The organism is Pseudomonas sp. JDS08PS003 (genome assembly GCF_045013505.1).
Lineage (GTDB): Bacteria > Pseudomonadota > Gammaproteobacteria > Pseudomonadales > Pseudomonadaceae > Aquipseudomonas > Aquipseudomonas protegens_B.
This window is the reverse complement of the sequence record NZ_CP120724.1, coordinates 4,476,280-4,489,253: the sequence shown is the minus strand read 5'-3', so window position 1 is coordinate 4,489,253 and position 12,974 is coordinate 4,476,280. Positions and strand designations below refer to the sequence as shown.

Genomic DNA, 12,974 nt, shown 5'->3' with positions numbered 1-12,974 from the left:
GACTTCACGGCTGTTGTGCGTTGTGCGCCGCCTGCAAGGTCCGGCGCACGCCTTCGGCATAGGACGTCTTGGCGATGGGCCCGATCAAGCCTTGCAGGGCCGAGTCATCGAGGATCAGCGGCGAGCTGATCAGGTAGTGCATCTCCACCATCTCCCGCAGCAGCGGATCGAACAGCCCCAGCAGGCGCAGCAGGGGCTTGCCGATCACCCGCTGCTTGAAGGGCGCGCCGCCGTGCTGGCGGATCAGGGCCAGCAGGTCGCGCTGGCTGGTGACCCCGGCGCCTGCCAGGTGCCAGGTCCTGCCGAAGGCGTCGGGCTGGTCGATCAAACGGCAGACCACCGGGCCCACATCCGGCACGAAGACGAACTCGTGGGGGCGATCCAGGGGCCCCACCAGGTTCGCGGTGCCGCCCTTAACCGCCGCCTGAAAGGCGCCGTGCAGCAGGCTTTTGTCGACCCCGGGACCGTAGAAGTCCGGCAGGCGCAGTACCGCCGCCTGGATACGGCCACTGGCATGGGCCTGCAACAGCAGGTCTTCCTGGGCCTTGCGCATGCGCCCCTTGAAGCTGTTGGGCTGGCGCGGATGGTCTTCGCGCACCGGATGGGTCTGGGCCATGCCGTAGGGGTAAACAGTGCCGATCAGCAGGACCTTGCGCACCCCGGCAGCGATCGCCCCTTCCAGGGTCTTGCGCATCAGTTGCGGGTGCAGTTCGAACTGCCAGTAGTCGACCCCTACCAGATAGATCAGGGTGTCGATTCCGGCCGCTGCGGCGGCGATCGACGCGGGCACGTCCGGGTCCCAGGTGACGCGTTCGGCCAGTGGGTCGGCGTCGAAGGCCTGGGCCAGGCCGGCCTCGCTGCGGCCCACCACACGATAGGTTTGCCCCTGGCTGTGCAGGGCACTGGCAATGCTTTGGCCGATGGCACCGACGGCGCCGAACAAGGCTATTTGTGGCATGACAGGCTTCCTTTTTGTTGAAGAGAGCTTGCAGGGTGCGAAATCCTCGGCTAAATGGAAATTGCCCACTTGTTGATGGTTTCTATACATAAATGCATACCCTGACTGACCATCCGCCCAACTGGGACTGGTACCGGAGCTTTCTCGCCGTCCTGGAGACCGGCTCACTCTCTGCTGCCGGCCGTGCCATGGGCCTGACCCAGCCCACGGTCGGGCGGCATATCGACCAGCTCGAGTCGGCCTTGGGCCTGAAATTGTTCATCCGTTCCTTCGATGGCTATGCCGCCACCGAAGCGGCTCTGGAGCTCAAGCCTTATCTGTTGCAAGTGGCGGCGGGAGACGCGGCGTTGCGCCGGGTCGCCAGCAGCCAGGGCGCGGGCGTGCAGGGCTGCGTGCGCATCTCGGCCAGCGAAATCATCGGCGTCGAGGTGTTGCCGCCGATTCTCGCCACCTTGCGTCAGCAGCATCCGCAACTGGTGATCGAACTGGTGCTGTCCAACCGTGCGGATGACTTGTTGCAACGGGAGGCGGACATCGCGGTACGGATGTTTCGCCCGACCCAGGAGGCGCTGTTGGTCCGCCGGGTGGCGGACATCGAAGTGGGCTTGCATGCCCATCGGGATTATCTGGCGAGCCAGGGCACGCCGGCTTCCCTGGAGCAGCTGGAGCAGCATGCCTTGATCGGGTTCGATCGGGAAACCGCCTTTATCCGCCGTCTGCAACAGCAGTATCCGCTGCTCTCCCGCGCCCGTTTCGCCTGGCGCAGCGACAGCGATCTGGCGCAACTGGCGGCGTTGCGCGCGGGGTTTGGCATTGGCGCGTGCCAGGTCCGTCTGGCCAGCGCCGATCCGCGCCTGGTACGGGTTCTGGCGCAGGAGTTTTCGGTGCGGCTGGAGACCTGGGTGGCGATGCATGAGGACCTGCGCAACAGCCCCCGTTGCGCGGTGACCTTCGCCGCACTGGTGCATGGGTTGGTGGCCTACGCCGGGGCAGACTGAGGGCAGGGCAGCGTTGCGCGCAAGACGTGCCGCCCGTCGAGCGGCCTATTGATTGTCCGATACTCCCCAAAGTGGTTTATCATACGCCGTATGTTTTTTCTCAAGGCAATGGCTATGGCATTCGGCAAGGTCTTCATCGCCACTTCGGTGGACGGTTTTATCGCTCGCAACGATGGTGCCATCGACTGGCTGCCCAGTGGCGAGTCCGGCGAGGACTATGGCTACGCGGCTTTCATGGCCTCGGTGGATGGCATCGTCATGGGGCGCGGGACCTATGAAAGCGTTCTGGGTTTCGAGTCCTGGCCGTTCCACAAGCCGGTGGTGGTCATGAGCCGCAGCCTTGCGGCTGAGGATGTGCCGCAGCACCTGCGGGACAAGCTGCGCATCAGCGCCGCGCAGCCCGCGGAGTTGGTGGCGCAGTTGCGGGGCGAAGGCTGGACACGGGCCTATATCGATGGCGGTGCGGTGATCCGGGCCTTTTTGCAGGCGGGGCTGATCCAGGAGCTGACCCTGACCCGGGTGCCGGTGCTGATCGGCAGTGGGCGGCCCTTGTTTGGTGGGCTTGAAGGCGACCTGCGACTGCACTGTATCGCCTCGCGGCAGTATCCCGATGGGTTGGTCAGCACCTGCTATCGCGTCGAGGGGAGCCGCCCCGATGAGTGAACGCGCCAAGCGTAGCGGTCGTCCTGCTGCCGGTCGTTCGCTGAATCTCGATCAGGTTCTGCAGGCCGGCCTGAGATTGCTGGAGGAACTGGGCCCCGAGGGATTCGGCGGCCGGGCCCTGGCGCGACAGTTGGGGATCACCCCGATGTCGGTGGCCTATCACGTGGGCGACCAGCACAACCTGATGCGCCTGCTGGTGGAGCGGGTGCACGGCGTGCCACTGCCGGAACCGCAGGAGGACCTGCCAGCGCTGCAACGGGTCCAGGTGTTGCTCGGCCATTACATGGCGCGGGTCCGTCGACATCCGGCCCTTACCCTGTGCGTGCTCAGCGATCCGCAGCTGTTCGATGGCGCCCTGGCTGCCTTCAGTGAGCGCCTGCGTGATGCCGTACGGCAACTCGACGATGACCCGGTGCTGTTCGACCTGCTGGTGGACTACACCCACGGCCACGCCCTGGCACTGGCTCTGGCCGGGGAGGGCGCGCCGGGGCTTGAGGGTGCTTTTGAGGCGGGGTTGCGGCGCTTGCTGCGCTGAGCAGTGCTCAGTCGGCAGCGCCGAGCATGGCGGCGAAGCGCTGCGCCGACCACTCCTTGCGGTCCGATACCTGACCGTCCCCCAGTTCCACCAGACGCAGCACGCCGTCGGCCCGCAAAACCACATCCAGCGAAAAAAACCGGCTGTCGATCAGCGCGGCGCACTCGTTCACCAGTGCCGGCACCTCGCCTTGTGCCGCATGGGCCTTGCCGTTGAGCACGAAGTAGCGCCGTTCGCTGTCCTCCAGGTAGTCCTCCCGGCGCCGGACACAGATGCCTCCCTCGATCTGCCCGCGATACTGACGCATGCGCTCTACCAATGGGGCTATGTCTGCCGGCGAAGCCACCAGGCTGCCGCTGCCGGTGTTCAGTGACTTGACGTAGTCCTTGATGAAATAGCCCGGCCAGTTCAGGTCTGCCAGTGCCTGGATAAAGTCGGCGTCGGGCGCCAGTACCCGGGTCTCGCTGGTGTACCGGGCCAGCAGCGGATACCACTCTGGCAGGTGATGGCAGTGTCGGTAGTGGGCCAGGGAGGTGAATTCCTTGGCGTCCTTGGCGTGCAAGTGCTCGAGCAACGCGCCGTAGCCTTCGGGCGTCAGCATCCAGCCGCGGTAGAGCACCGGCTCGTCGCCTGGCAGGGCCGGGGAAGCCTTGAAGCGGCCGCTTTCGAAATCCTCGAAAGAGAACAGCGAGGCGTTCAGGCCAGCGGCCAGCACCGCCTCATATTCGTCCAGGTAATGCTCGTCCGGGCGTTTGGGGTCGAACGGGTCGCTGGGATACAGCAGGTGCATGGCAGGTTCCATCGGGTGAAAGGGGGGCCGGGTCAAGGGACGCGGGTGAGGATGGCGTACGAGCGGTCGATGATAACGGCATTTGTGCAGGCTTTCTTCCTGGGCCCGCCGCGTCTCACATCTGTGCACGTTTATTCACAGAAAATCACTGACTGCAGACAGATTCCAACGCTTGCCATGGGGATACTGGGGCGGCTCCCGAGGAGCCTGAAGGATCGACGTGACCAGAGGAAAAACCCATGCGTTGCATGCTTGCCACCTTGCTGATCTGCACCTTGGGCGCGATGCCCCTGGCCCATGCCACCGCGCCTGCGGCGTTTCACAAGGTGTTCGACGACATCAAGCCGGACCAGCCCGGTTGCGCCGCCGGGGTGATGCGCGGCGCCAAAACGATCTGGAGCGCAGGGTACGGCGCTGCCGACCTGGCCACCGGCCGGGCGATCCAGGCCGACACCCTGTTCAACCTGGCCTCGGTGTCCAAGCAGTTCACCGGTTTTGCCATCCTTGAGCTCGAAGCCCAAGGCCGCCTGGATCTGGATGACTCGATCCGGCGCTTTGTGCCGGAACTGCCGGCCTATGCCGAGGGCATTCAGATCCGTCATCTGCTGCACCACACCTCGGGCCTGCAGGACTACATGCTGCTGGCGGAGTTGGCGGGGATTGCCCTGAACCAGCGCTTTACCCAGCAACAGGCCCTGGATCTGCTGTTCAAACAGAACGCTCTGATGTTTCCCCCCGGCAGCGAGTTCAGCTACAGCAACAGCGGTTATGTGCTGTTGTCGAGCATCGCCGAGCGAGCCGCCGGCATGCCCCTCAAGGACTACAGTCGAGCCCATCTGTTCCAGCCTCTGGGCATGAGTCGCTCGAGCATTGTCGATCAGTACCCGGTGCAGTTGCCGAACCTGGCCCAGGGCTATGAACAGGGCGAGTCGTCCAAGGGCCCCGAAGCCGTGGATGCCCGCTGGGAACAGACCGGCGACGGTCAGGTGCACAGCAATGTGGCAGACCTGATGCTGTGGTTGCGCAACCTGTCCACGGGGCGGGTCGGGGGCACGGCGCTGGTGGAGAAGATGCGCCAGACCGAGCCCTTCAACGACGGTGACCCGGGCTATTACGGCATGGGCCTGGCCAACCGCAGTTATCGGGGCTTGCAAGAGGTGTCCCACAGCGGCAGTTGGGCCGGTTTCAGCACCGATGTGGCCTGGTACCCGAAGCTGGATGTAGCCACTGTGGTCCTGTGCAACAGCACGGAAGGGGACGCGTCGGAGCGCGGGCACCGCTTGCTGGATGTCATGCTGGGCCCGTCCTGGTTACCCCGGTACACGGACATTCCAGCGCCGCCGCCGAGCATCAAGGCGCTGCCCAAGGCGTTCTTGAATACCTTGGTGGCCGGCACCTACCTGGATGATCTCGGTCATCAGTTCCAGCTGCAACGCACCGGCGATGAGTTTGTCCTGGACACCTTTCACGAGGTCCTGCCGTTGCTTCGCCAGAGCGATCAACTGATGGCGGCGGACAACGATGGCATCCCGATCTATCTGGCGGCGGCACCGGGGGCACGGATCGTTGGCAACAACCCGGCCTCGACCTATGTCCTGGCGCCGGCCTGGAAACCCGAGGACATCCGTCGTTATGTCGGCCTCTACGCGCTGCAAACCAGCCCCGGACAGCTCAAGGTCTACCCCCGGCAAGGCAAGCTTTACGTACGTATCGGCCAGCACAGCTACCCTTTGCAGCCGCTGACGACGGAGCGCTTTCGCGCCGGTGAACTGGGGGTGATCAGCTTTGCCGAGGAGGGTGAGGTGTTGACCAGCAGCGTGGCGCGCAACCTGCGGTTCAGGAAGGTGACGGGGCAATAGTGGCCAGTGCCGCCGTGAGCCACGAACCCCTCAGATCCGCCGGCTGTGCACCAGCAACCACAGCAGGTAAAAGCCCCCCAGCAGCCCGGTCATCAGGCCGATCGGCAGGTTCGCGTACCAGGCCAGGCGCTGGCTGAGCAGGTCCGCGGTCAGCAACAGGACCGCGCCCATCAGCGCCCCCGACACCAGCGGCACTTCGGCGCAATGGGTCAGGCGCCGGGCCAGTTGCGGGCCGGCCAGGGCGATAAAGGCGATGGGCCCGGCCGCCGCGGTGGCGATGGCGGTCAGGCCGACGGCCGCCAGGACCATGATCAGCCGGGTGCGCTCCACCGCGATTCCCAGTTGGGTGGCGGTGGCGTCGCCCATTTCCAGCAGGTTGATGCGCCGGGCGTGGTACAGGGCTATGGGCACAATGGCCGCAAGGCCCAGGGCCGCGGGCAGTACGTGGGACCAGGTGCGGGTGTTCAGTGAACCGGCCAGCCACAGCTGGGCGAACATCGCCTGGTCGAGGTTGCCGCTGACCAGCAGGATGCTGTTCAAGCCGGACAGACTGGCGCCCACGCCAATGCCCACCAGCACCAGGCGGTAGCCGCCGCTGCTGTGGCCTTTGCGCGCCAGGAGCAGCACTAACAGCGCAGTACAGAGGCCAGCGCCCACTGCTGCCAGGGACGTTGCCAGGGGGCCGCAATCCCACAGCATGATCTGCACGATGGCGCCGCTGGCAGCACCGGTGGTGAAGCCGATCACGTCCGGCGAACCCAGGGCGTTGCGCGAGATCGACTGGAAGATCGCCCCGGCCATGCCCAGGGCTGCGCCCACCAGGGTGGCGGTGAGCGCCCGGGGCAGGCGCACCCGATGAATCACCCGCTGGGCAGTGGAGTCCTGAGCGTAACCCAGGAGACTGGCCAGCACCTGATCCGGGGGCAGGGCCAGGCTGCCGGTGCCCAGCAACAGGGCCCAGAGCAGCAGCGTGGCGAGGATCAGGACGCCGCAGACCAACACCGTGCGTGGCCGCCAGCGCAGGGACAAGGGGCCCAGACGCAGGGCATGAGGGCCCATCACAGGCGGCTCAGGCGAAAGCGCCTGACCAGGACAATGAAGCACGGGCCGCCCAGCAGCAGGGTGATGATCCCGGCGGCGATTTCCTCCGGTGCCGCCAGCACTCGGCCCAGTACGTCGGCCCCCAGCAGCAGGCTCGCCGCGAGCACTGCCGAGTAGGGCAGGATCCAGCGATAGTCCGGGCCCACCAGCATTCGCGCCAGGTGCGGCGCCACCAGACCGACGAAACCTATGGGCCCGGCCACGGCGGTGGCCGCGCCGGCCAGCAACATCACCGCCAGGCAGGACAGCAGCCAGGTCAGGCGCAGGTTCACCCCCAGGGCCTGCCCCAGGTCCTTGCCCAGCGCCAGGGCATTGAGGTTGGCGGCGACGCCCAGGGCGATGCACAGGCCGAGGGCGATGGCCATGGCCGGAACATGCAGCAGGGCGAAGCCGCTGCCGGACAGCGAGCCCGAGGCCCAGTGGCGGAAGTGGTCGAAGACCTCGGGCGGACTGTTGAGCACGATGATGCCGGTCAGCGAAGTGAGCATCACCGACAACCCGGCCCCGGCCAGCACCAGGCGTACCGGGTTGGTGCCGGTCTCATGGGCCTGGCCCAGGAGAAACACCACGACGCCGGCCAGCCCGGCCCCGAAGAACGCCAGCCACAGGTACTCGGCCATGCTGGTCAGGTGCAGCAGCGCCACGCCGATGATCACCGCCAGGGCCGCACCGGCATTGATCCCCAGCAGGCCCGGTTCGGCCAGGGGGTTGCGGGTGACGGCCTGCATCACCGCGCCGGCCATGCCCAGGGCCGCTCCGGCCAGCAGGGCAATCAAGGTGCGCGGCAGGCGCAGTTCCCGCAGGATCAGGTGCTGGTCGTTGTGCAGGTCGGCGGCGTGCAGCGCCTCCCAGGTCACGCTCAGGGGAATGGCCCGCGAGCCGACGGCCAGGCTCAGCAGGGCCAGCAGAACCAGCAGCGCGAGCCCGGCCAGCAGGCCCCAGGTACGGGGCGTGTTGCCTCGGGCAAGTCGCAGCGGTATGCCGCGGCCTTGGGCAGACAGGCTCATGGTTTAACGAAAGTGCCCGGCGACGGCGTCGATCATCTGCCGCCCCGAGTAGTAGTCGATGCGAAACGAGCTCGGACCCAGGGCGTAGACCCGCTTGTGGATCACCGCCGGCAGGTTGGCGAGCACCGGATCGGCGAGAAACGCCTGCACGTCGTTCTCGTCGGCGCTGAGCAGGAACACGCTGTCGCCGCTGATGGCTGCGGGCAGGTTCTCCCGGGAAATGAACTGGAAGTCCGAGGCACGGGTGACTTTCCCTGCCAGCGCCTCGGGCAGCTCTACCACCTTGAAGCCCAGGCCGGTGAGGAGCCGGGCCTGGGGGCTGTTGAGGCGGCCGATGGAATAGCTGCCGGCGATGTTGTAGCCCACCACGCTGACCGGACCGGGAGGCGGGGTGATGTGGGCGGCGGTGTCGGCGGCGTATTGGTCGAAGCGCTGGATGGCGGCCCGGGCCTGTGGTTCCAGGCCGGTGCGTTGGCCCAACTCGGTAGCGATGTCCTGCCAGCTGTGGTTCGAGTAGTCCACCACCAGGGTCTCGATGCCCTGGGCCTGGAGTTCGGCACGCTGGGCGATGACGCTGTCGGCGCCGGTGGCGGACACCACCACCAGGTCGGGGTCACTGGCGATCACCGCTTCGATATCGAATTGCAGGTTGCGGTACAGCACCTGCACGCCCCGTTGTTCGGCCACCTTGGCCCATTGGGAAAAGAACCCTTGCTGATCGGTGAGGCGACTGGCCGTGGTGGCGGCGCTGGCCACCAGCGGCGCGTCCATGGCCAGCAGGATTCCGCTGACGCTGGGGCTGGTGGAGACGATACGGGACGGGGCGGTCGGGGTGGCCCAGGCAAGGTGAGCGGACAGGGCCAGGACCGCTGCGCTGAGCAGCCGGACAGTAAGGCGTGGGTTCATCGTCGATCCGTTGGGCGGTGGGTGGAGTGCGGCTGGGGCGCCTTCTATTTCGCCTGAAGGGCCTGGACTGCAGGGCTTATATGATAATGCTTCTCATGTAATGTGTTCCATATTGTAGAATCCATTCCGCAATTGCAATACTGCAAGCGCCTGCTGCTCCAAGGAAAACCTGCCCATGACTCATCGTTTGCACGCGGATGCCGTGACCTTGCGCCACGACGCGCGAATCATTTCCCAGGACCTTTCCCTGGCCATTCCCGATGGCTCGTTCACCGTCATCGTCGGGCCCAATGCCTGTGGCAAATCCACCCTGCTGGCGGCGCTGTCGCGGCTGCTGGCCCCGGCCAGGGGCCAGGTGCTGCTCGATGGCAAGGACATTCGCCAACTGCCGGCCCGGGAGGTGGCCAGGCGCCTGGGCCTGCTGCCGCAAAGCGCCACGGCGCCGGACGGCATCACCGTCGCCGATCTGGTGGCGCGGGGGCGCTACCCGCATCAGTCGCTCCTGCGCCAATGGTCGCTGGAGGATGAGCAGGCCGTGCGCCGGGCGATGGCCGCGACCCGGGTCAGCGAGCTGGCCGAGCGACTGCTGGACGAACTGTCCGGCGGCCAGCGCCAGCGGGTGTGGATTGCCATGGTGCTGGCCCAGGAAACCCCGATCCTGCTGCTGGACGAGCCCACCACCTACCTGGACATCGTCCATCAGATCGAGCTGCTGGAACTGCTGGCCGAACTCAACCGCCAGGGGCGCACCATCGTCGCGGTGCTGCATGACCTGAACCAGGCCTGCCGTTATGCCAGCCACCTGATTGCGCTGCGGGACGGGGCCGTAGTTGCCCAGGGGGCGCCGGCGACGATCTTCACCGAGGCGTTGGTGGAGCAGGTGTTCGGGCTTGCCTCGATGATCATCACCGACCCGGTCAGCGGCACCCCCTTGATGGTGCCCAGGGGCCGGGTCGAGGCGCCGTCATCCGGCGCGCCTGATTCACTGGGTGACGACTCAGCGACGTGAAGGGAGCGGTTCCTGAGGAACTCGCTGGCCGCCGGTGGCCTGGTTGACCAGAGCGGCTTCGTGGAACAGCGCCTCGCGATCTTCCGGCGCCTGCAGTTGCCCCAGGTCGGTGACGGTGGTCATCACACAGACGATTTCCTGCTGGGCGTCGAACACCGGCGATGCCTGGCCGGTGACGTTGGACAGCAGGTGGCTGGTGAGCTCGGCCCAATGCTTCTGACGGACTTGATCGAGTACCGCGCTGCTGGGCGGGGTGCCGCGAAAGTGTGCCGGCTGCTGCTTGCGTGCGGCGTCGATGACGGCCTTGGGCAGAAAGGCCTGGAACACCAGCCCGCAGGCGGTGTTGTCGATGGGCAGGATGTCCCCCAGGGCCAGGGGGTTAATGGAGAAATAGGCACTGCGATACCAGCGCACCAGGGTCGGCCCACGGTCGGTCCAGATCGCCACGCCACCGCTGGCGGCATGCCGCTGGGCCAGGGTCTTCATATGCTGGGCGGCGATGTCCACGGCGTCGATGCGTTTCAGTGCGCCGATGCCGATGCTCAGGGCCGCAGGCCCCAGGTCATAGAGGCCGCTGACCGGGTCCTGCTTGGCCAATCCTTCCTTGACCAGGCTCTGCAGGTAACGGTGGGCGGTGGAACCCCCGGTGCCGGTACGCCGGGCCACTTCCCCCAGGGCCAGCTCGCCCTCGGCATTGGCCAGGGTGTTGAGAAAGCGCGCGGCAATGGAAACCGACTGGATGACCCCGGAGCGTTTTTCCGGTGGGGCATCCAGGGTGTCGTCCAACGGGTTGTGCGAAGTGTTCAACGGCGGGTCTCCTCAGCAATGTCTGGCCGCGTGGGGTGCGCAGGCTACGGCCTGCGTGGCGCTGGCACTAGCGGCGGCCATGATAGCGGTTTCGCCATCGGCCAGGGACGGGCGAATGTACCCGGGCCGAACCTGAAGGTAATTCCAATTAGCAGAATGTATTCCGTATTGAGGAATTTGATGGCTACGTGATAGCCTAATCCTGAAAGAGGATCATTCTCATTTGGAAGGAAGTTTTGATGGCCCTTACGTATCGCACATTCAGCCACGGTATTGGCGTTCTTACCCTGTCCACCCTGCTGGCGACCCCGCCGGCCCTGGCTGAAGACAGTCGGGCCCGGGAGCACGTCGTGGCGAAGGGCGGCCTGGCATTGGACGCACTGGTGGTGACCGGTGAAAAACTCGACCGTGAATTGAAGGACACGGCGTCATCCGTGTCGATCATCACCGACCGCGATATCCAGCAGACCCGGACCGGCGATGGGTCGGTCTCGGAAGTCATCAACGGCAGCCCCAACGTGATCTACACCGATTCGGTGGGGGCGCCGATCATTCGTGGCCAGGACACCCAGGGGCCGAACAACGGGCAGAACGTGTTCTGGGGCGGCACGGTGCCCCGGGCCACCATCAACCTCGACGGGCACTATCTGAACTACAACGAGATGTTCTTCGGCGCGACCTCGGTCTGGGATGTGGACAGCATCGAAGTTTTTCGCGGCCCGCAGACCACCTCCCAAGGGGCCAATGCGATTGCCGGGGCGATCATCGTCAACACCAAGGATCCGACCTTCACCCCCGAGGCGGCCTACCAGGCTGAAATCGGCAGCTACCACTCGCGGCGCAGTTCCGTTGCCGTGTCCGGCCCTTTGGCCCAGGACTTCGCCGGGCGCCTGGCGGTGGACTATTCGGCCCGCGATACCTTCATCGACTACGACAACCCGAAATTCCAGGGCGGCAAGACCGACCAGGATTTTCGCAACCTCAACGCCCGGGCCAAGCTGCTGTGGCTGCCTACGGACATTCCGGGGCTGGAGAGCAAGTTCACCTTTTCCCACAACGACAGCAACCGCCCGACCCAGGAAGCCGCCTCGGCGCCGTTCCACAAGCTGGAACACAGCTCCACCACCATGCCCTCCTGGCAGCAGGACACCAACACCAGCATCCTGGATGTCTCCTATGAGCTGGGCAACGGCCTCAAGCTGTTCAACCAGGCCCAATACTCGTTGTCATCGGTGCACCGGGTCACCGGCGCGGCGGGCGAGGGCGATGCCGACATCCACCAGAAGAACGCCTCCAACGAATCGCGCCTGACTTTCGGTGAGATAGAGGACCTGCTCAGCGGCATGGGCGGGGTCTACTACGCCCGCACCCGCACCGACGAAACCCTGAACCTGAGGGGCCGCTCGGCCTTCGACGACACCAAGACCAACCTGGGGATCTTCGGCGAGGTCAATTACCGCCTCACCGATCTCTGGACCCTGAGCACCGGCCTGCGCTACCAGCAGGACCACATCGAACGTACCGGCAACTCGGTGCTGGCCCCCGGCGCGCTGAACTATGACAAGACCTTCTCCACCGTTCTGCCCAAGGTGTCACTGGCCTACGCCGCCACCCCGCACTGGACCCTGGGCGGCCTGATCAGCCGTGGCTACAACCCGGGTGGCGTGTCGCTGAACCTGAGCACCCGGCAATGGGCCTACTTCAAGGAAGAGTCGATCTGGAACTATGAACTGTTCAGCCGCGCCAGCCTTCTCGATGACCGCCTGCTGATCAACACCAACCTGTTCTACATGGACTTCAAGGACGCCCAGTACAACATCCCGGTGGTGATCTCCCCCGGGGTGGCGCAGTCCTACACCATCAACGCCGAGAAGGCCCACGCCTATGGCCTGGAACTGGATTTCGACTACCGCCTGCTGGACAACCTGCGGCTCAAGGCCAGTGCCGGGACCCTGCGCACCCGCATCGACAAAATCTCCAGCAACTCCGGCTACGCCCACAACGAGTTCGCCCGTTCGCCGGGCTACACCCTGAGCTTCGGCCCCAGCTGGGACATCACCGAGCGCCTCAACCTCAACGCCCAGGTGCGCTACCTGGACGGTTACTACTCGGATGTCGCCAACACCTCGAGCTATTCGATCAAGCCCTACACCCTCACCGATGCACGCATGAGTTATCGCTTCAACGACCAGGTGCAGCTCTATGGCTACGTCAAGAACGTCTTCGACGACCGCTCGCCCACGTACATGCAGCAGAACCGCGGCATTGGCGGCATCGAAGCCAGCATGACCCAGCCACGGACCCTGGGCATCGGCGTCAAAGGGGCGTTCTGAGGCCCCGA

The 12,974-nt window shown here is 65.5% G+C and carries 12 protein-coding genes; 6 read left to right on the top strand and 6 right to left on the bottom strand.

Going from position 1 to position 12,974, the window contains the following annotated elements:
- Positions 1–4: 4 nt before the first annotated feature.
- The gene (locus P7C00_RS19935; RefSeq protein ID WP_404937194.1) at positions 5–958 is read right to left on the bottom strand and encodes an SDR family oxidoreductase; all 954 of its coding nucleotides are present in this window, start codon (positions 956–958) and stop codon (positions 5–7) included.
- Positions 959–1,050: 92 nt separating this feature from the next.
- On the opposite strand from P7C00_RS19935, the gene P7C00_RS19930 reads away from it, so the two are divergent.
- The 3 genes from P7C00_RS19930 to P7C00_RS19920 all read left to right on the top strand — a co-directional run bounded on the left by P7C00_RS19930 (position 1,051) and on the right by P7C00_RS19920 (position 3,154).
- The gene (locus P7C00_RS19930; protein WP_404937193.1) at positions 1,051–1,956 is read left to right on the top strand and encodes a LysR family transcriptional regulator; all 906 of its coding nucleotides are present in this window, start codon (positions 1,051–1,053) and stop codon (positions 1,954–1,956) included.
- A gap of 114 nt (positions 1,957–2,070) precedes the next feature.
- Complete coding sequence (locus tag P7C00_RS19925; RefSeq protein ID WP_346635382.1) at positions 2,071–2,619, top strand: dihydrofolate reductase family protein; 549 nt, start codon at positions 2,071–2,073, stop codon at positions 2,617–2,619.
- A complete protein-coding gene (locus P7C00_RS19920) occupies positions 2,612–3,154 on the top strand; it encodes a TetR/AcrR family transcriptional regulator (protein ID WP_346635350.1) in 543 nt (180 codons plus the stop codon). Before P7C00_RS19925 ends, P7C00_RS19920 begins: the two co-directional genes overlap by 8 nt.
- Positions 3,155–3,161: 7 nt before the next feature.
- On the opposite strand, the gene P7C00_RS19915 is transcribed toward P7C00_RS19920, so the two are convergent.
- On the bottom strand, positions 3,162–3,944 hold the full coding sequence (locus tag P7C00_RS19915) for an ATP-grasp domain-containing protein (protein WP_404937192.1): 783 nt from the start codon (positions 3,942–3,944) through the stop codon (positions 3,162–3,164).
- A 239-nt stretch (positions 3,945–4,183) separates the two neighbouring features.
- Here P7C00_RS19915 and P7C00_RS19910 point away from each other — a divergent pair, with 239 nt between their 5' ends.
- Positions 4,184–5,803, top strand: coding sequence for a serine hydrolase domain-containing protein (locus P7C00_RS19910; RefSeq protein ID WP_404937191.1), 1,620 nt, complete (start codon positions 4,184–4,186; stop codon positions 5,801–5,803).
- Positions 5,804–5,833: 30 nt separating this feature from the next.
- On the opposite strand, the gene P7C00_RS19905 is transcribed toward P7C00_RS19910, so the two are convergent.
- From P7C00_RS19905 to fepB, 3 genes are read right to left on the bottom strand one after another with little or no spacing between them, the layout of a single operon-like run.
- Positions 5,834–6,865: a FecCD family ABC transporter permease gene (locus tag P7C00_RS19905; RefSeq protein ID WP_404937190.1), complete on the bottom strand. Its 1,032-nt coding sequence runs from the start codon at positions 6,863–6,865 to the stop codon at positions 5,834–5,836.
- Complete coding sequence (locus P7C00_RS19900) at positions 6,862–7,911, bottom strand: iron ABC transporter permease (RefSeq protein ID WP_346635354.1); 1,050 nt, start codon at positions 7,909–7,911, stop codon at positions 6,862–6,864. Before P7C00_RS19900 ends, P7C00_RS19905 begins: the two co-directional genes overlap by 4 nt.
- A gap of 3 nt (positions 7,912–7,914) precedes the next feature.
- Positions 7,915–8,817, bottom strand: a complete 903-nt coding sequence (gene fepB / locus P7C00_RS19895) for a Fe2+-enterobactin ABC transporter substrate-binding protein (RefSeq protein WP_404937189.1) — start codon at positions 8,815–8,817, stop codon at positions 7,915–7,917.
- 175 nt (positions 8,818–8,992) lie between these two features.
- On the opposite strand from fepB, the gene P7C00_RS19890 reads away from it, so the two are divergent.
- Positions 8,993–9,826 carry an ABC transporter ATP-binding protein gene (locus P7C00_RS19890; RefSeq protein ID WP_346635356.1) on the top strand — a complete coding sequence of 278 codons (834 nt, stop codon included), beginning with the start codon at positions 8,993–8,995 and terminating at the stop codon, positions 9,824–9,826.
- On the opposite strand, the gene P7C00_RS19885 is transcribed toward P7C00_RS19890, so the two are convergent.
- Positions 9,815–10,600, bottom strand: coding sequence for an IclR family transcriptional regulator (locus P7C00_RS19885; RefSeq protein ID WP_404940047.1), 786 nt, complete (start codon positions 10,598–10,600; stop codon positions 9,815–9,817). The two genes, P7C00_RS19890 and P7C00_RS19885, sit on opposite strands and share 12 nt — an antisense overlap.
- A 272-nt stretch (positions 10,601–10,872) precedes the next feature.
- Between P7C00_RS19885 and P7C00_RS19880 the strand changes: the two genes are divergently transcribed.
- Positions 10,873–12,966, top strand: coding sequence for a TonB-dependent receptor (locus P7C00_RS19880; protein ID WP_404937188.1), 2,094 nt, complete (start codon positions 10,873–10,875; stop codon positions 12,964–12,966).
- Positions 12,967–12,974: the final 8 nt, after the last annotated feature.